At 42.7% G+C, this 20,171-nt stretch carries 15 protein-coding genes; 5 read left to right on the top strand and 10 right to left on the bottom strand.

The window, feature by feature from the left end; genetic code table 11:
- Window positions 1–50: 50 nt before the first annotated feature.
- Entirely contained in the window at window positions 51–1,619 is a 1,569-nt protein-coding gene (gene nanU, locus PHEP_RS16205; protein WP_015809061.1) for a SusD family outer membrane lipoprotein NanU, read from the bottom strand.
- Window positions 1,620–1,640: 21 nt separating this feature from the next.
- Entirely contained in the window at window positions 1,641–4,940 is a 3,300-nt protein-coding gene (locus tag PHEP_RS16210; protein WP_015809062.1) for a SusC/RagA family TonB-linked outer membrane protein, read from the bottom strand.
- 174 nt (window positions 4,941–5,114) lie between these two features.
- Between PHEP_RS16210 and PHEP_RS16215 the strand changes: the two genes are divergently transcribed.
- Window positions 5,115–5,816, top strand: a complete 702-nt coding sequence (locus PHEP_RS16215) for a FadR/GntR family transcriptional regulator (protein ID WP_015809063.1) — start codon at window positions 5,115–5,117, stop codon at window positions 5,814–5,816.
- A gap of 3 nt (window positions 5,817–5,819) precedes the next feature.
- On the opposite strand, the gene PHEP_RS16220 is transcribed toward PHEP_RS16215, so the two are convergent.
- From PHEP_RS16220 to PHEP_RS16255, 8 genes are all read right to left on the bottom strand, one after another.
- Window positions 5,820–7,169, bottom strand: a complete 1,350-nt coding sequence (locus tag PHEP_RS16220; RefSeq protein WP_015809064.1) for a Gfo/Idh/MocA family protein — start codon at window positions 7,167–7,169, stop codon at window positions 5,820–5,822.
- A 291-nt stretch (window positions 7,170–7,460) separates the two neighbouring features.
- Window positions 7,461–9,617: a catalase gene (locus tag PHEP_RS16225; RefSeq protein ID WP_015809065.1), complete on the bottom strand. Its 2,157-nt coding sequence runs from the start codon at window positions 9,615–9,617 to the stop codon at window positions 7,461–7,463.
- 4 nt (window positions 9,618–9,621) lie between these two features.
- Window positions 9,622–10,113 carry an ankyrin repeat domain-containing protein gene (locus PHEP_RS16230; protein ID WP_015809066.1) on the bottom strand — a complete coding sequence of 164 codons (492 nt, stop codon included), beginning with the start codon at window positions 10,111–10,113 and terminating at the stop codon, window positions 9,622–9,624.
- A 54-nt stretch (window positions 10,114–10,167) separates the two neighbouring features.
- Window positions 10,168–10,914 (bottom strand): succinate dehydrogenase/fumarate reductase iron-sulfur subunit, encoded by a 747-nt coding sequence (locus PHEP_RS16235; RefSeq protein ID WP_015809067.1) that lies wholly within the window; start codon window positions 10,912–10,914, stop codon window positions 10,168–10,170.
- 11 nt (window positions 10,915–10,925) lie between these two features.
- Complete coding sequence (locus PHEP_RS16240; RefSeq protein WP_015809068.1) at window positions 10,926–12,842, bottom strand: fumarate reductase/succinate dehydrogenase flavoprotein subunit; 1,917 nt, start codon at window positions 12,840–12,842, stop codon at window positions 10,926–10,928.
- 1 nt (window position 12,843) lies between these two features.
- Entirely contained in the window at window positions 12,844–13,518 is a 675-nt protein-coding gene (locus PHEP_RS16245) for a succinate dehydrogenase cytochrome b subunit (RefSeq protein ID WP_015809069.1), read from the bottom strand.
- A gap of 9 nt (window positions 13,519–13,527) precedes the next feature.
- The gene (locus PHEP_RS16250; RefSeq protein ID WP_036674200.1) at window positions 13,528–14,958 is read right to left on the bottom strand and encodes an anion permease; all 1,431 of its coding nucleotides are present in this window, start codon (window positions 14,956–14,958) and stop codon (window positions 13,528–13,530) included.
- Between the two features lie 29 nt (window positions 14,959–14,987).
- On the bottom strand, window positions 14,988–16,097 hold the full coding sequence (locus PHEP_RS16255; RefSeq protein WP_015809071.1) for a porin: 1,110 nt from the start codon (window positions 16,095–16,097) through the stop codon (window positions 14,988–14,990).
- A gap of 413 nt (window positions 16,098–16,510) precedes the next feature.
- Here PHEP_RS16255 and PHEP_RS16260 point away from each other — a divergent pair, with 413 nt between their 5' ends.
- The 4 genes from PHEP_RS16260 to PHEP_RS16275 all read left to right on the top strand — a co-directional run bounded on the left by PHEP_RS16260 (window position 16,511) and on the right by PHEP_RS16275 (window position 20,170).
- On the top strand, window positions 16,511–16,990 hold the full coding sequence (locus PHEP_RS16260) for an anthrone oxygenase family protein (protein ID WP_015809072.1): 480 nt from the start codon (window positions 16,511–16,513) through the stop codon (window positions 16,988–16,990).
- 73 nt (window positions 16,991–17,063) lie between these two features.
- On the top strand, window positions 17,064–17,405 hold the full coding sequence (locus PHEP_RS16265) for a hypothetical protein (RefSeq protein ID WP_015809073.1): 342 nt from the start codon (window positions 17,064–17,066) through the stop codon (window positions 17,403–17,405).
- A 60-nt stretch (window positions 17,406–17,465) separates the two neighbouring features.
- The gene (locus PHEP_RS16270) at window positions 17,466–18,152 is read left to right on the top strand and encodes a CAP domain-containing protein (RefSeq protein ID WP_015809074.1); all 687 of its coding nucleotides are present in this window, start codon (window positions 17,466–17,468) and stop codon (window positions 18,150–18,152) included.
- 89 nt (window positions 18,153–18,241) lie between these two features.
- Window positions 18,242–20,170: an LTA synthase family protein gene (locus PHEP_RS16275; RefSeq protein ID WP_015809075.1), complete on the top strand. Its 1,929-nt coding sequence runs from the start codon at window positions 18,242–18,244 to the stop codon at window positions 20,168–20,170.
- Window position 20,171: the final 1 nt, after the last annotated feature.

The raw sequence follows: 20,171 nt of genomic DNA on the forward strand, positions 1-20,171 counted from the left end.
AAGGTTCAGCGGCAGCAGCTGGGCCGCCACCTGAACCGAAAAATTTATGGTTAAAATTGTGGATAACCGTCTGTTTGTGTTAAAGCGCGGTTATTGGTTAATGTTGTTCTGTCAACAGGCCACAGCAATTTGTAAGCATCTGAAGCAGGCAAACTGGTATTGGCAAAAACAAAGCTATCGCCCATTCTTCTCAGATCATACCAGCGTTTGCCTTCCCCAATAAACTCCAATAAACGTTCCTTTAAAATTGTATTTTTTATGTCGTTATCGCCCGCCTGGTTTGGAAAGCCCTGCACCGCTAAACTATAGTTGGCACCAAAGGCCCTGGCCCTAACTTCATTGATTTCCGCAGCCGGACTTTCGCCCAATATTTCCTTGGCTTCTGCCATTAAAAGTAACAGGTCAGCATAACGATAAATTGGATAGTCGTTGGTGTATCTTCTGACACCTGCATCCTGTTGTCCCTGATATTTTTTGAGGAAACAACCTGCAATTTTATAGGTTCCCGGGCCTAGCAGTGAATATGCTGCTTGTATAGAGGCATCCCTTCGCGTATCTTTCTCATTGAATTTTCTGTAGGTTGCGATTTTAACTGGTGCACGAAGCAATCCTCCGTAATTCTCAGAAGTAACATTGAACTTGCGGTTGGCCAGGGAATCATAAAAATTGGCAATCAGACCCGACTGCGGGGTAAATGAAGCGGGAATAAAACTCATCTCTGCTTCATTCAGCTGGTACCTGCAAACCATGATCATTTCCTTGTTTCCTTTGGTTGTACCGAAGAGATCGGCATAAGGTGTGTTTGCAACATTAGAAGAGGTGGTAAGCAATCCCAATGCAGGAACATTGGTCTTGATGTCATTCAAAGCTGCCTTAGCTACATTGGCATCAGCAATTCCACCTGCCCTGTGTGCAGTCCATAAATACACCTCTGCTTTAAGCATCAGCGTTGCTGATTTTGACCAATATGCTTTATTGCGCCTGATGGTGTAGTCGGCACCAAAATTTTCAATTGATTTATCAATATCCTGCTTAACAAATGTGATTACTTCAGTTGCCGGGGAGGCCGCTTTTGCAAGATTGAAAAGGTCCAGATTGCCGGCATCAATGAAATCTGACTGGATGACTGTTTTGCCCCAGCTTTGGTAAAGCTGAAAATAGTAGTAGGCACGCATGCCATAGGCTATACCCAGATAATATTTCTTTGTAGCCTCCGGGACAATATTTCCAGTGTTCAGTTTATTGATTAGCAGGTTAAGCTGATTGATATTGGTATAGAATGTTCCATAAGTACTTACCCCCGGGATGTCAAGATTTAAGGAGTGCAGCCACATACGTTCCAATCCTTGTGAAGCTTCGCCTGTAAAAGACGCTGTAGCTCCGGGATCATTACCATAAATATCTGAACGCAGTTCGCCAAGGAACATCAGGTTTCCATTATGACCACGAAACCTGCTATGTATACCAGAAACAAAGGCATCATACTGATCTATGCTTTTCCAATAACTGTCATCACTCAAGGTACTGATGGGTGTTAATGCCAGATCTTTTTTACAGGAAGCCAGGGCTGCTGCAAGCAATAGTAACATTGCGATAAAGTTGTTATAATTCTTTTTCATGATTCTTTAGCCTTTATAATGTTAAAATGAAACTTCCAGACCGAATACAAATGTTCTGGGAGTTGGATATGCACCCAGATATATTCCGGTGATGTTGTTGTTCGCGTCGGTAGGTGCCTCTGGTGCAGGACCGCTAAATTTGCTAAGGTAAAACAAATTGCTTCCGGTGGCATAAACCCTTGTGCTGGCAAGGAATTTACTTTTTGCAATGAGTGTTTTAGGCAATGTATAAGAAAGTGTAACTTCCCTCAGGGCCAGGTAATTTCCCTTTTCATAAAGCCTGGAGTTGTTACCGTTAACTACTGCCGCAGCATTGTTTGCCCTGGTGTAGTTTTGTTTTGATCCCACAACCTGGTCGGCGAAATACACTTTTGGAATATCAGCATCCGGATTTTGAGGTGACCACGATTGCTTCATCAGCTCAATATAATTGAAGGTACCCTGATAGTTACCTAGCGTCCTTGCTACCAGATCGTTGTAAATGGTATGACCGGTCGCAAATTCAAATCGGGTATATAATGAAATCCCTTTATAGGCTGCATTTGCATTGAAACCTCCTGTCCATTTAGGCACCATATTACCCAGATAAACCTGATCTCTGGAATCAATGATGTTATCTCCATTTACATCTTCCCAGTTCACATCTCCAGGCGTAATACGTCCGTTCGTTCCGGCTGGTAAATTAGGACCTGTAATTCCAGCTATTAAATCTGTCCTGTTGCCTGCAATTCTCGAAACCTCATCTGCATCTCTGAAAATGGACACTTGTTTGAATCCATAAATATCGCCCAGAGGTTTACCTTCCTGTATACCTCCAACCCAGATGACCTGGCCTGTGGCCGGATCAAATACCTGAAGACCGCCTTGTCTGTTATTTTCATTACCGTTAAAAGGTAATTTAAGTACTTTGCTTTTTACAAAGCTGGCATTTGCACCAAGATTAAGGGTAAAGCCTCCGGACGTATTCAGCACCTTAGCATTTACGGCCATTTCATACCCCTTGTTTTGTAAGGTACCCAGATTTGTTTTTAGTGGCGGATACCCGATATAAGCCGGCAAATCAAGATTTGTCAACAGGTCGGAAGTTTTACGGTTGTAATAATCAAACAATAGTGTTATCCGGTCATTTAACAAACCCATGTCCAGCCCCAGGTCAATAGTTGCACTTTTTTCCCATCGTAAATCTGCATTAGGAAGATTCGCATGGTTAAATCCTCCTACTCCATCGTAATTTGCCGGTGAACTATATACACCCTGAACATCATACCTACCCAAACCGGCAATATTTCCGTTCACTCCGTAGCTGATCCTCGGCTTTAAAGTAGAGATGTAATTCTTTATGCCCGAATGCTGAAAGAACGCTTCCTTGTGCACATTCCAGCCAGCAGAAACACCTGGAAAATATCCCCATTGGTTTCCCTGCGGCAAACTGGAAACACCATCAGCCCTGAAAACCGCGGTAAATAAGTACCGCTGGTCATAGTCATAGGCCAACCGGCTGATGACAGAATTGATGCGGAACTCAGACCTGTCACTATAGTTAGCCCTTGCACCTGCAACAGTTACAGGAAAAACGGTAGAGGCATTAATGGTCGTTATTTCATCTGTTGGTGCGTTTTGTCCGTATAACTGCGCGTTTAACATTTTGTTGATGAATGTTTCAGCACCTGCCATAGCAGTCAGATTGTGTTTCCCGAATTCTTTGCTGTAATTCAAGATACCGTTAAACTGGGTTTGAAATTCCCTTCTCCTGAGATTGATGGCATCCCTGGTACTGCTGCTGATGGTCTGGGGATTTGCAAAAATATTGGTATACAATTGCGTTGATTTCTGGAACGATTGGTCCAGACGGTCAAATAGATAAGCATTTCCCGTACCTTTAAAATACAATCCTGGTAACAGGTCCCATTTTACAGAGCCGTTTACCACTACTTTGTTCACTTCGTTTGTCCTGTTTAATCTGCCCAACCAGTATAAAGGGTTTCCATCATTTACTCCATTTCCCGGATTGGGTTGCGTTTTTCCTTCATCAAGCCAAGGATTGAATGTAGGCCAGATGGCCAGACTCCTATATATGGAATTTACCTCCGATCCGATTACCCCAATCTGTGAAGAAGTTGAAAGCGTAACCCCGCCTGCTACTTCAACACTTGGTTTTACCTTATAAGAACCATTAATGTCGCCGGTATAACGTTTGTACTTTGAACCTACAATTACCCCGTCTTCGTTATATGCATCGAAGGCAGCAAAATATTTTCCCTTTTCATTTCCTCCACTTGCATTCACATAGTGGTCTTTGGTATACGTATTTCTGAACACCACATTCTCTACTTCGCCTCCGTGGTCTTTAAACATGATCTGTCCCCCGTAAGGGTCATCTACAATATCCCAGCCGGCAGGCAGCTGAGTAGTTCCAGCTACATAAGACCGGATATCAAAACTGGCCAGGTCTGCCGCACCGGTTAACAAACCCAATCCTCTTGATCCATTTACCTGGGCAAGAGTTCTGCCAGCATTAAGATATCCAAGACGTGTATAATAGATATAATCTTTTGCACCCATGTATTGATAACCTGCTCTCCTCTGGTTGTAACCACCAGTAAATTTGTAAGAAAGTTGGGCAACTCCTGCTTTACCGGTTTTGGTTGTAATTAAAATTACACCATTATTGGCCCTGGCTCCATAAATGGCCGTAGCAGAAGCATCCTTTAATACTTCCATGGATTCAACGTTCTCGGAAGAAATATCATTGTAATCACGGATCACACCATCAACAATAACAAGTGGTCCACCCGGACTGTTGATACTTGCCCCCCCACGCAGTGTAATTGCAGGACCTGCCCCAGGCTGTCCACTTCTGGTAGCCACCTGCACACCAGGGATTGAGCCCTGTAAAGCAGTACCTAGATTGGCTCTTGGCGCATTGGCAAGCACTTCCTTATCCAATTTTGAAATTGAACTCGTAACGTTGCGACGGTTTTGCGTACCATAACCTACCACAACCACCTCATCAAGATTGGCTGATGTAGATTTTAACACCACTTTTAGACTTATATTATTCCCTACCTTAATTTCCTGGGTCAAATAACCCACATAAGTAAATACAAGAATGTCATTCGCATTGGCATCGATACTAAACTTGCCGTTCATGTCGGTTTGCGTTCCGGCTTTGGTTCCTTTTACCACAACACTTACTGCCGGGATTGAAAGTCCATCATCTTCGCCGGAAACTGTTCCGGTTACTCTTTTGTTTTGTGCATACGCCCCGGTTGAAAGCAGGAACAACATCAAAACAATTGTTTTTAAATAGAATTGTTTCATTTTAGAGTTTTGGTTAGATTTAGTATTATGTATAACATAATAAGTCTAAGGTACTAACTTTTATTTCTATTATGCAAGAAATATTTTACATTTATTTTTGATCTAATCATATTTATAGCCTTATATTTGTTTTTTAAATAATTTAGACACACAAATATATTATCATACATAATAATGGAAAGTATTGCCGAATCATTTCAACCAGTAGACACCAGTTCACTGGTTGATAAAGTAGAAGCTAACCTGGTGCAGTTGTTGCGTGACAGAAAATTAAAAGTTGGTGATATCATTCCTACAGAATTGGACTTATCCAAAACCCTTGGGGTAAGCAGGACGGTTGCCCGCGAAGCCATTCTGAGATTAAGGATGATGGGACTGATCGAAACCAAGAAGAAAAAAGGATCGGTAATTACCAGCCCTGATATTTTCGGGATCATGAGCAAAAGTATGAACCCACATATCCTTGATCAGGATACTTTAAAAGGCATATTTGAGATCAGGCTGGCCCTTGAAATTGGAATGGCTGATTTTCTTTTCCAGCGCATTAAGCCTGAAGATATTGAAGAACTTAAAGAAATCATAAAAAACGAGCCCGACACTTCACAAGACTATATCTTTCATATTGACCATGAAATCGTGTTTCATGGAAAACTTTATGAAATTACCGGAAATGAAACGCTCAAAACATTTCAGAAAATGCTTTTACCGGTGTTTGATTATGTTCATAATAGTGGTTTACTCAAAAAACAGACACAGATCCATAAATTTGTTTCGCATAAAGGATTGGTTGACATCCTGGAAAACGGTTCTCCTGAACTGTTCAGGAATGCCATGCGCAATCACCTGGAAAACCATTTTGCCAGGTTGTTTGAATAACATCTAAAATCCGCTATCGTCTAGGGCAAACAGCTGCTTCCTGTCCTTCCATTTCCCCTTTGTAAAATCCGGAAATTGTTGGGGCATATTGCCCTCTTTTAAAGATTTTGTAGATAGCGGTGCAATTACGCTCATGGTTACCGAATCATATACATCAATTGGTGTTTGCCGCTTTTGCTTTACTGCCTGTATAAAACCGTTAAATACGAACCAGTCCATCCCACCATGCCCGGCACCAACAGCTTCCTTTTCGTATTTTTTCCATAGCGGGTGGTCATATTTTTCAAACCATGTATTCACAGGTTCCCAGGCATCATTATTTTTCGCCTGCTTTTCAATATAAATAGATTTGTTCACGTCCATCCAGATCCCCTCCGTTCCCTGTACCCTAAAACCAATGGAGTAAGGTCTGGGCAGATGGGTATCATGACTTAACAAAACCGTCTCCCCATTTGCACAATTGATCATCGTTGTGGTTACATCGCCATTTTTGTAATTCAGTTTAGCATTGGGATGCCCGGGCGACAGCTCTTCAACATAAGCGGCCAGCCCCCTGGCCTTGGAGCTGAAGGAAACCAGGTTGGTAAAGCGGTTACCATGATTGATGTTTGCATAGTGCATGATCGGGCCAGCCCCATGTGTAGGATACAGGTCGCCATCCTGGTCAATATTAAACTGGGTTCTCCATTGCGCTTCGCTCAGGGCTTTTGGCCCATATTCCACGCCTCCACCATAATATTTTTTCCCGTCATTAAACAATACATTTCTCAGGTTATGCTGGTAGCCACCTTCCAGATGTACCAGTTCGCCGAACAGTCCCTGCCTTACCATATTTAGTGCCGCCATCACATCCCTTCTGTAACATACATTTTCCAGAGTCATATAAGGCATCCCTGTTTTTTCCGAAGTGTTCACAATGTCCCAATGGTCTGAAACAGTTAAACCTGCAATCACCTCGCAGCCCACATATTTACCGGCTTTCATGGCATCTACAGCCTGTTCTTTATGAAATTGCCATGGCGTAGCAATAATTACTGCATCAACATCCTTACGGTCCAGCAGCTTTTTATAAGCATCTGTTCCACCGGTATATTCTGTAGGCGCCGGCTTTCCTTTTTTACTTAAAAATGCCCTGCAAATTTTCAATGAACTTTCCTGAGTATCGCAAACCGCAACAATTTCTACATCATCCCTAAGCGCTCCTTCAGCGATGTGGCTCATTCCCCTGGCACCAACGCCTATGTAACCTAAGCGTACTTTGCCTGTTGATGAGGCAAAAAGACTTCCCGCAGGAAGGATGGTAAATCCAGCAGTGGCCAATGCACCGTTTTTAATAAATTCTCTACGTTTCATTTTAATGATTTAGTTTTTCCCTGATTGATCGGTACTCCCATTTTCAGGTTTTAGTTCTTCTAAAATCGGAGTTTCAATTGAAAACCTAAAACAAATAGTATCAACAGGATTTTATTCATACCTATTTTAATGTAACTGTATAAATGGTCAATACCATAAATACAAGCACAATATAAGCATAATGTTATACATAATAATATTTATCCAAAAATATTATTAGCCTTCCTGCCTTACCATAACGTGCTGATTGCGCTTGCAAATGGCACAGCATAAAAAAATTCACTATTCAGATCAGGCCGGAACTTTATCTTTTTTCTCTCTTTGCCAAAAACGGTGCTGGGCGATTGCCTTAATAAAAGCATCAGGTGCAGCTTCTGTCAGTATACCTGCCTTTGCATCTGCATTGCCATTTTTCAATTTCGCACCTACATAGCTTTGGTTGATCAGTTCAGCGCCTTTACCTGTGGCTGCTATGGCTTTGCAATGTCTATAAGCCTCATTAATAAAATGAACAGCATCAGGTTCAGCCAATAGGGCATCAATGCTTTTCCCTCCACCTGGTACATACACAGCATCAAATACTACTGATGTACCTGTCAGGAAACTCATGTCAATTTTGATTTCTTTACCAGCCGAATCTTTTAATGTGCCATTTTTAGGCGCAACCACTTTAACAACAGCACCAGCAGCAAGAAGTGCCTTTTTCATATTTTCAAAGTCTGTCGACTCAACACCGTTGGCAGCCAGGAAAGCAACTTGTCTGGTCTTAATACTGTCTTTTGGCGCATTGGCCATACTCAGGGCCGGCGATTTTTCAATTTCTGATTTTACTTTAACCGGTTTATAATCTGCCGGATTGGCATCTGCACCAAGGACATGGTTAACAGGCTCCTGCGGTTTACCCGCTTTTAAACCTAAACTATCCGCTACGGTGTTTGCAAGAGGAACACTGATTAGAGTAAGGAGGTTAACCATTCTTTGCCGGATTTCAACCCGTTCTACTTTACCCAATTCAAACTTTAATGCATCAGCAATATGGTTTTGTTCCGGCTCAGACTGACTGTTAAAGAACAAGGTAGCCTGACTAAAGAAATCCATAAAGCTTTTACTCCGTGCCCGTACTTTATGCGCATCCACACGTTCTTCATAAGAAGAAAATCCACCCTCGGCTATTGTTGCCTGGGCAGGGCTTCCGCCAGCTACAGAATTTGGATGATAACTGCTCTTCCCTACATTGATTTGCTGACGCATATGTCCATCACGCTGATTATTATGTACCGTATTCACTGAACGGTTAATGGGGATTTCATGAAAATTAGGACTGCCCAAACGGGACAATTGTGTATCCGTATAAGAGAATAAACGGCCCTGCAATAAAGGATCATTGCTGAAATCTATACCCGGAACCAGATGACCAGGGTGGAAGGCAACCTGTTCTACCTCGGCAAAGAAATTATCCGGATTGCGGTCCAGCACCATTTTACCAATTCTCTGAACAGGCACCAACTCTTCAGGGATCAGTTTAGTCGGATCCAGTAAATCGAAGCTAAACTTATGCTCATCTTCCTGTGCAACAATCTGAACGCCGAATTCCCATTCCGGGAAAGCACCGCTTTCTATGGCGTCATGCAAATCCCTACGGTGAAAATCAGGGTCTTTACCAGATATTTTTAAGGCTTCATCCCAGGCAACAGCGTGCATTCCAAGTATCGGTTTCCAATGGAACTTGACAAAGCTGGATTTCCCTTCAGCATTAATAAACCTAAATGTATGGACACCAAAACCCTCCATCATACGAAGACTTCTCGGAATTGCCCTGTCCGACATGGCCCACATGATCATATGCATAGATTCAGGACTGAGTGAAATAAAATCCCAAAAAGAATCATGGGCTGTAGCAGCCTGAGGTATTTCGTTATCAGGTTCGGGTTTAGCCGCGTGGATCAGATCTGGAAATTTTATAGCATCCTGGATAAAGAAAACCGGCATGTTATTACCTACCAGATCGTAATTGCCTTCCTGTGTATAAAATTTGACAGAAAACCCACGAACATCTCTTGCCAGATCAGTCGAACCTCTGAACCCGGCAACAGTAGAAAAGCGGACAAACACCGGTGTCTTCACAGAAGGGTCCTGCAGAAAGCCAGCCTTGGTATACTTACCCATAGATTCATAAACCTGGAAATAACCATGGGCACCTGAACCCCTTGCGTGTACAATTCTTTCCGGAATTCTTTCGTGGTCAAAATGCGTTATCTTTTCTCTCAGGATAAAATCTTCCAGTAAAGAGGGGCCCCGTTCTCCGGCCTTCAGCGAATTCGTGTCATCATTAATTTTAAGACCCTGATTGGTGGTCATCAATTCGCCCTGATCGGAAATGGTATCCGGCGCAAGATCTTTCTGTTTTAAATTGACTGCGTTTTCAGCATTTGGCTTTTTCTTTTCCATTGTCTTACTGATTTATAGGTTGATGTTGTTTTAAAAGTTGAAGTCCCTGTTCATTACCTTGTTGTACGGCAATGTCCAATACATCCATTCCCCGATTGTCTTTTATCGTCAGGTCTGCACCATGTTGAAGGAGCAATGCAATCAGTTCATTGCGCCCAAACATTACAGCAAACATTAAAGCAGTCCCGCCATTTCCATTCAACAGATTTACATTAGCCTGATGAGCAATAAGCAACTCCGCAATATCTGCATAGCCTTTAAAACAAACCCCCATAAGTGCGGTATTGCCGCCAGTATCTATGCCGTTAACATCTGCCCCTGATCGAAGGAGTAGCCTGGCTGCTTCCGTTTGATGATTGTAACAAGCGATGATTAAAGGTGTATAACCTTTATCATCTCTCAGTTCAAGGTTGGTGTTCAGGTCTATTATTTCCTGCAATAATAGTAAATCACCTGTCCTTGAAGCATGAATTAAAGCCGATATGATGTGATCCATAGTGCTAAGAACATCTGTAGCGGGAAATTGTTTATTTGAAAATCAATTAGAATTTTAATCTTTTAAAATTTTACTGATCCCGTATTCCCAGTTCATCCTGGCAATATTCAATACCGAGATACTTTGCGGACATTCCACCTCGCAGGCCTCGGTATTGCTGCAATGTCCAAAATCTTCAGCATCCATTTGCTGCACCATAGACAAGGCCCTTTTTCTGGATTCTACCTTACCCTGTGGCAATTTGGCCAGATGGGCTATTTTAGCCCCTGTAAACAAAGCAGCACTCGAGTTTTTGCAGGTAGCCACACAGGCCCCGCAGCCAATACAGGCCGCAGCATCAAAAGCCGATTCGGCCTGTTCATGGCTAACCGGAATGCCATTTGCTTCTGGTGCCTGACCAGTATTTACAGATACAAAACCTCCGGCCATAATGATCCTGTCGAATGCCGAACGGTCTACCCTAAGGTCTCTTTTCACCGGAAAAGCCTTGGCCCTAAAGGGCTCAACGTAAATGGTATCCCCATCTTTAAACTCCCGCATATGCAACTGGCAGGTGGTGAGGTGTGCCACCGGACCATGCGCACGGCCATTGATCATCATACCACATTGCCCGCATATTCCCTCCCGGCAGTCGTGATCAAATTCTACCGGCCGCTCGCCCGCCAGCACCAGTTTTTCGTTCAGTGTGTCCATCATTTCCAGGAACGACATATGAGGAATTACCTCATCAAGCTCATAATCAACCAGTTTACCGATACTACCAGCATCTGTTTGTCTCCAAATCTTCAGATATATCTTCATAACCTCATTGCTTATTTGTAACTTCTTACGGCCAGTTCAACATTTTCAAATTTTAAGGGTTCAGGAACCAGCAATTCTTCCTGGCCTTCACCCCTATATTGCCAGGCAGATACAAAACAAAACTGTTCATCGTTCCTTAAAGCTTCTCCTTCGGGGCTCTGGTATTCTTCCCTGAAATGTGCTCCGCAGGATTCCTCCCTGGTCAGTGCATCATAGCACATCAGTTCTGCAATTTCCAGATAGTCACTCACCCTCCCCGCCTTTTCCAGTTCAGCATTCATCTCATCCTCCTCACCAGATACCTTCAGATTGTGGTAAAAATCATCCCGCAATTTGCGGATGTCATGAATTGCTTTTAACAAACCTTCCCGGCTCCGCGACAGGCCGCAATAATCATATAGCAGCTTGCCCAGAATTTTATGGTAGTGATCTGCCGTTTTATCGCCTTTAATTTCCAGTAACCGGGATAAATGTGCCCTTACCTCCACCTCTGCATCTACAAATTCCTGCCTGTTCAGGTCAAGACGCGGTACCTTAATTTCTCCGGAAAGATAATTGGATACCGTGTAGGGTGCCACAAAATATCCATCAACACAAGCCTGCAGCAAAGAATTTGCCCCCAGGCGGTTGGCCCCATGGTCCGCAAAATTGGCTTCCCCCAATGCAAACAGGCCAGGTATAGTGGTCATCAGTTCATAATCTACCCATAGGCCGCCCATAGAGAAATGTGCTGCCGGCGAGATCATCATTGGTTCCGTATACGCATCGGTAGCCGTAATTTTACGGTACATATCAAACAGGTTGCCATATTTCTCTTTGATCTTTTGTTTCCCCTGCTCCCTTATTGCCTTAGAAAAATCGAGGTACACAGCATTCTTTTGCGGCCCTACCCCAAAACCGGCATCTATACGTTCTTTGGCTGCACGTGAAGAAATGTCGCGGGGTGCCAGGTTCCCGAATGCCGGATAGCGCCGTTCCAGGTAATAGTCACGTTCTTCCTCAGGGATATCATTTGGGTTTCTGCTTTCTTCTGTTTTTAATGGCACCCAGATGCGTCCGTCGTTCCTTAGCGATTCTGACATCAGCGTAAGTTTACTCTGGTAACTGCCCGATTGCGGCAGAGAGGTTGGATGTACCTGGGTCCAGCTTGGACAGGCCATAAAAGCTCCTTTTTTATGCGCCCGCCAGATGGCAGATGCATTGCAGCCCATAGCCAGGGTAGACAGGTAATAGATCTTTCCAAAGCCCCCTGTAGCCAGAATTACGGCATGGGCCGTATGTCTTTCTATTTCACCGGTATCCAGGTTTCGTACAATTACCCCCCTGGCCTTGCCCGCTACCACAACCAATTCCATCATTTCATGACGGGTATGCAGTTTCACATTTTTGGCAGCCACCTGCCGCATCAGCGCCTGATAAGCCCCCAGCAACAGTTGTTGCCCCGTTTGTCCCCTGGCGTAAAAGGTACGGCTTACCTGTACCCCTCCAAAAGAACGGTTATTTAAATAGCCTCCATACTCCCGGCCAAAAGGCACGCCCTGTGCTACTGCCTGGTCAATCAGCTGTGCCGAGCATTCTGCCAGACGGTATACATTTGCTTCCCTGGACCTGAAATCGCCACCTTTAATCGTATCGTAAAACATGCGGTAGGTACTGTCGCCATCGTTCTTATAGTTCTTGGCTGCGTTTACCCCACCTTGTGCGGCCACAGAATGTGCCCTTCTGGCCGAATCCTGAAAACAGAAAGAAGTGATGTTATACCCCATCTCTGCCAGCGATGCCGCCGCCGCACTACCGGCAAGTCCGGTACCTACCACTATCACATCCAGTTTTTTCCGGTTGGCCGGGTTTACCAGCTTCGCATGGTCTTTATAAAAACTCCATTTATCCTTTAATGGCCCCGGTGGTATTTTAGCATTCAGTTCCATGTTATGTATGTTGGGTTAAGTAAATGTAAATGGGTATAATGGCAAAGCCGAAGGTGATGATATAGCTGTACCAGGTTCCAAAAACCCTGATCCACCGCACATATCTGGGATGGTAAACACCCAGACTGCGGGCGGCACTAAAAAAACCGTGCAGCAGGTGAAAACCAAGCGCAAACATGGCCAGTACATAAAAAAGCACATACCACCAATCGCGGTAAACCCCAACAACAATCGTATACAGATCCTTATGCCCATACTCGTCGACAGGCAACCCGCCAAACTTGTACTGGTACCAGAAATCTTTAAAATGAAATACCAGGAAAATAAGGATCAGCGTACCCAGTATCCCCATATTGCGCGAATACCATTTGCTGGAAATGCGCCGCTGGTCGTGCAGGTACTTCCCCGCTACCCTTTTATTTTTAAGGGTAATGAGCAGGGCATCCAGACAATGAATAACTATAGAAGCATACAATACATAAGAAATGACCTTAATGAAAATATTGCCCGATAAAAGTTGAGAATAACTGTTAAAACTTTCTTTTGCCTGTTCTGCAGGCAATAACAACTGCAAATTTCCCAGCAGGTGTATAACCAGGAAAAAGCACAGGAACAATCCTGTGAGCGCCATCAGCGTTTTACGCATCAGTGTAGATAAGGTGCCTTTCTGATCCATTTTTTTCAATTAATATATGCCGATAACTTTCCACCACATACCGCCAATACCCATCCAGATCACCAGGAAAACAATACTTAATATAAAACCCCGCGACCACCATTCTTTTACTTCCACAAAGGTACTTCCAAAAAATACCGGTGCCGGCCCATGCCCGTAATGGGTTAAAGTTCCATAAATCCCACCACAAAAACCCAGCGAAAGGGCCAATAACATTGGCGGGATGCCAACAGAAATACCTACGCCCAATAGAGCGGCATACATAGAAGCTACATGCGCAGTTGCGCTGGCAAACATATAGTGGCTGTAAAAATAGACCAGTATAATGATCGGGAAAGCCATTGTCCAGTTCATGTGGCCTATTTTAGCTTTTACCAATTCACTAAACCAGGGTATTAAGCCCAGTTGGTTCAATGCACTACCCATCATTACCAAAGCCGAGAACCAGACGATGGTATCCCAGGCCCCCTTTTCACTTTTCACATCTTCCCAGGTCAGCACCTGCGAAAGCAGCAAAAACACCAGGCCTATAAAAGCAGTGGTAGTGGCATCAATTTTAAATATATCTCCGGTGATCCATAAAAAGAGCAACACAAAAAAAGCAAGCAGCATCAGCCATTCATTTCGCGTTACAGCACCCATCTCCTTTAACTTTTCGGAGGCCATTTTTGTCGCGCCTTTTGTTCTTTTTAATTCAGGGGGGTAGATTTTATAGAGCAGGTAAGGCACAGCGATAAGTGAAACGAGGCCCGGTACTATAGCCGCCCACATCCACGACATCCAGGTAATGTGAATGCCCAGATCGGCCGCAAACTTCTGGCACATAGGGTTACTTGCCGTTGCAGTAAGGAACATGGAAGAGGTAACGAGGTTGATGTTATAGCAGCTGAGCGACAGGTAAGCCCCCAGTTTGCGGTGCGTTTCCGGCTGTTCAGGAACAGAGCCAAAATTAAGGGCCATAGATTTCATGATGGGATAAATGATGCCTCCACCCCGCGCTGTATTGCTGGGAATTGCAGGGGCCAGTACCAGATCTGCCAGGCCCAATCCGTAACCCAGTCCCAATGAACTGTGCCCAAATACCCTGATAAAAAGATAGGCAATCCTGCTACCCAGCCCGGTTTTTATGAAACCGCGGGCAATAAAAAAAGAAATCCCTATCAGCCAGATTACTTTGTCACCAAAACTACTTAAAGCCAGCGAAATAGATTTACCGGGATTTCCGGGGGCCAATACCCCGGTTAAGGCCACAACTGCAATAGCGATCATAGACATGGTGCCCATGGATGCTGCTTTGAGGATAATGCCCAGAATGGTGGCCAGAAAGATGGCCAGCAAATGCCAGGCTTCGGGTTTAACTCCTTCAGGAACCGGTAAAAACCAGATCAGCAACCCGAAAGCCAGGGTTACCAGCATCATTTTGTAATTGATCTCTTTCATCACGTTGTTGCATTTGTTAGCGTTTAGTATTAAAACCGGGCCTGCACCTGGCATATAATTCTGTTGGTATTGTATTGCGTAGTATTGGGAATATTATTTTCATAACGGTCCATCAGCAGACCCATTTGCACACGGATGGCATAAGCTTCTGCAAAAGAAGCACTGACCATAGGAATATAGCTTTGCCTTGCATTACCGTTCTGTTTAAAATCAGCATCCAGATATTCGTACCTTAAAGCAAACTCCAGGCTTTTAAGTCTTGTATTTTTAAAACCATACCCAACATTAGGTTGCAGATAAATGCCCCGCATGGCAAAGTGGCTGACAGGAATAACCGGATCTGTCTGATCAAAATAGGCAACACTGTTGATCCCCTGTTTATATTCCGAAACAAATTCCACATTCCACCTTTCATTCAATTGCTTTTTGTAGTCGATATCGGCACCATAAGCCCATATTTTCTGTCCCATATTTTTACCTGCACCAGCACTTAAACCCAGGAAGGTACTTTTACCAAGCCCAAATACGAGACGTGCCGGAACAATCTTTCCATCGTCATTGTCGCCGGTCTGGTTTCTGTTATTGCCATTATAAACACCTATATAATACTTTAAGGGGATACTGCTATTTTTGATCTCTCCAAAATAGCTGGCACCGATCTGGAAACTCTGCCAGCTGTTTGACCCAAAAAGATAATACTGGTTGGAATAATCTATGGAGCGGACAAAATCAACCGGATAATTGTCTTCCTGCCCAAACTGTGGCCTGAACTGTCCGAACTGAAAATTTACATAGTCATTTACGCTATACTTTATATAGGCATTTTCGAGTACTTTGTTTTGTGGATTTCCTATAAAGTCGCCAAAATTGACCAGCATAACCGCATTGATACGATCATTGATTGCCGCACTCAGCTGCAGTCTGGCCCTTTTTACAGAAAAGGAGTTGTGTGAAAAATGCTCCGTACCGGTATGGTGCCTTCCGGTAATGTCTACATCGTCATCGAGTGAATAATTAAACTGTGTTTGCAGCATGCCCGAGAAATTGATCTTACTCTTTTCAGAAAGGGCGACATTTATGCCCTGGGCATTTGTTAAAAAAGGAAGAAAAAGCAACAGATAGAGATAGCGTTGTTTCATGAATACGTTGTTAACAACAGTTAAACAAATCTTTACTATATTTTGTTTTTAGTTATACTGTTGTTTTACCAAATCCACACACGCATAGTCTTATTTCAACGCACATGATGCACCGTTTGATATGACCATCATTTATGATGTTTGTTAATATTTAAATATCAATAACCGCAAGGATTAACGACTTGTTTTGTACTGAAGATATAATGGGCAAGTATTGGGTATGCCTTGATTAAGCCTGGAGGTATACCAAGGCTTAACCAACCCTTGCCTAATGGTTACTCAAGGCTTATTCAACATTTAACGCAAACAATGTCTTATCCCTTTCTGCGGCCCACTGTATTGGTTCTATTGAAAATGTAACAATACAGGATCAAACCTGGTCTAATCCTGTGTGAACAAATAAATTCAAGGTCATGAAGAATACTATACTATTTTTATCCATACTTACAACTGCCCTGATGGCTGGGCTCTTTTATAGCTGGTCAATTTCAGTTATGCGCGGTCTGAAGACATTGCCCGACAGGGAATTTATCCTGTCGATGCAGGCCATGAACCGTGCCATTCAGAATCCTCTCTTTTTTATATGTTTTTTTGGTGCGGCAATATTTTTACTGATCAGTTGTTATCAGCAATTTGGCCCTTCATTAAATCGGGAGTATTATCTTTTGATAGCAGCAACCCTGATCTATTTAATTGGCGTACCAGGCCTTACAATTTTTGGTAATGTTCCGTTAAACAACATGCTGGACAGCTTTGATGTAAATGGTTCAAGTGTGGATTCACTTTCGAAAATGAGGTTGGGATTTGAGGCGAAATGGAATTATTTAAACAACATGAGAAGCATCGCTGCAATCCTGTCTACCTGTTTACTGCTTTTTGCGAAAATAGGATAGAGATGCTGATCGTAGAATAATTTGACAAACTCACATTATTTTACAAATTTGCAGCGAGTAAACTAACCAAATCATGACGATCAATTTTGAATGCCTTTACTTTCTTGATAGTGAGCAGCTCTGTATTATCGAAATTAAAATAAACAATCTTCCTGCTGATGCCCCTAAAAAGGACAAATTCAAATGGCTATTGATCAATAAAAAGACTTTAAGTATAAAAACACTACAATTCCGATCTATGGATTCATCTCATGAAATTGAGGAGCGTTTTTTTGATTTGGGTTATTTAAAATTTGATGCACAAAAAGGCGTGTACATCTCAAAAGAACCAACTACACAATATCAGCTTGAAAATACAGATGGCCAGCCCATACCGGATGTAATTAAAGAAGCAGTAAGCCTTTATTTAATTTGACAGGTATGCACGAATTTGGCAAAATCATCTGAATGGCGTAAGTTTTGTACTGTCCATTTCATGAAGTTTTTATCAATTGTCCTTATCTCATTTTTTTCCGTATTCATTCCTGTTTCCATAAAAGCCCAGCGCGCTGATGCCTGGACCAAGGACGAATTAAAAATGGCCAATACTGCCGGAAATGCACCTTACCTAAGCGGCGAAGAAAAAGACATCGTCATTTACATGAACCTGGTACGCATGGATGGTGAACGTTTTTTTAATACTTTTTTACAGGACTTTATTGATGATTATAATGAACAAATGAAACAGTACAGCAATTATGAAAGGTTAAAGGTTAACAGGAACGACAGTTATTACAAAAGTTTAAAGAACGACCTGAAGAACATTAAGCTACTACCTGCCTTTTGGCCGGATGAAGCCCTGAGCTGGGTGGCAAAACAGCACGCCAGGGATTTAAACAAGAACAATTTTGCTGCACACAACTCTAGTGATGGCCGGACAATGAAAGACAGGATCGGTAAAATGTACCCTAAAAAATCAAATGGCGAAAACCTGGCCTTTGGTTTTTCGACCGGACTGGGCAATGTTTGCATGTTGCTGTTAGATAAGGGCGTACCCGACCTGGGGCACAGAAAACTGATTTTGAATACCTCCTATCAGTTAAATACAATTGGGGTAAGCATACAACCACATAAAACTTATCGTTATTGTGCAGTGATTGATTTTGTATCCCTACCCCATTAAATTTTAAGCTTGCCGAAATCCCGCCGATGAATTTTATTTAAACAAATCATTGCCAAATTACTTAAATTGGCGCCCTCAAACACAAACAATTGAAAAGAGAAAATCCAATAACCTTAAACCTGTATGTGGCCCTGGCCTACAGGTTCCTGATTTTACTGGTTTTATATACTTTATGCAGATTGGGCTTCTTCTTTTTTAACCATAGCCTGTTCCAGCACATTACCTTACCCAAATACCTGTACATGCTATGGGGCGGACTAAAGTTTGACGTTTCGGCACTCATCTATATCAATGCCATCTTCCTTTTAATGCAGCTGGTACCTGCCCCTTTTAAGTACAAAGATGGCTATCAGCGCTTTTGCAAATGGCTTTTTATCATTAGCAACAGCATTGGCATTATGGCCAACTTTGCCGATTTTGCCTACTATAAATATACACTTAAAAGAACTACAGCAACTGTTTTTAGCCAGTTTAGCCATGAACAGAACAAGTTTAAACTGTTTATAGATTTTTTAACAGATTACTGGTACCTGTTTCTGCTTTATGCCCTGTTTATATGGGGCTTTGTAAAGCTTTACCAGCTGGTAGGTGTTAAAAAAGTAAAAACTTTTAAATGGCCTGCATACCTGTTGCAAACCGTATTGCTGTTTGCTATTGCACTGGTTTGCCTTACAGGTGTACGTGGTGGCTGGGGCTATGGCACCAGGCCCATTACGCTGAGCAATGCAGGAGAATTTGTGGATACACCAGATCAGATGAGCCTGGTGCTGAACACACCTTTCTGTATATTCAGGACTTTAAAAGTGTCTAAACTAAAGCCTGTAAACTATTACGATGAGCAGACATTGAACAGCATTTACAATCCCATACACCTGCCCAAAGATACGGTTGCCTTTAAAAAGCTGAATGTCGTTTTCCTGATCATAGAAAGTTTGGGTAAGGAACATATAGGCGGCTTAAATAAAGACCTGATGGGTGGAAAGTACAAAGGTTTTACCCCTTTTATTGATTCGCTGATTGAACAGAGCTATACCTTTACCCATACTTATGCCAATGGCCGTAAATCTATAGATGCGCTACCTTCTGTGATTTCAGGTATTCCTTCTATCCGTGAGCCTTTTGTACTTTCGGTATACTCAGGGAATAAGACCACCAGCATTGCCAAGCTTTTAGGTGATAAGGGGTATGAAACTGCCTTTTTTCATGGGGCACCAAATGGTTCGATGGGTTTTTCCTCTTATACCCATCTTGCAGGAATCAAACATTATTTCGGACAGAACGAATATAAAAAAACAGGAGATTATGACGGTACCTGGGGCATTTGGGACAATCCTTTTATGCAATATATGGCCCAAACCATGAATACGCTGAAGCAACCTTTTTTCTCAGCATTTTTCTCGCTTTCTTCTCATCATCCTTTCAAGCTGCCCGATGAATATGCAGGTAAATTCCCTAAAGGTCATTTGCCTGTACAGGAAGTACTGGGCTATACAGACATGGCACTGCGTAATTTTTTCAGAACGGCATCTGCTATGCCCTGGTATAAAAACACACTGTTTGTATTGTGTGCGGATCATGCCACAGTATCTTACTTCCCTGAATATCAAACCACTCCCGGATATTTTTCTATTCCGATTGTTTTTTATTATCCTGGCGGGGATTTAAAAGGGAAAGCGGATAAAAACGTACAACAGATAGATATTATGCCCACTGTTTTGAATTATCTGCATTATGACAAACCTTATTTTGCGCTTGGCTTTGATGCTTTTGACAAAAGACAGGATAATTTTGTGGTAAACAATAACGATGGTACCTTTAGCTTTTACCAGGGCGATTATTTACTGATCAATGATGGCAAGATCAACCTTTCATTATACAATTTAAAAACCGACCGTCTTACTCAAAACAACATATTAGATAAAGAACCGTTAATTGCACAACAAATGGAAAAATACCTGAAAGCTTTTGTGCAACAGTACAACAACCGGATGATTGAAAACAAATTAACGGCGAATTAGA

Source organism: Pedobacter heparinus DSM 2366 (assembly GCF_000023825.1).
Classification (GTDB): Bacteria; Bacteroidota; Bacteroidia; order Sphingobacteriales; family Sphingobacteriaceae; genus Pedobacter; species Pedobacter heparinus.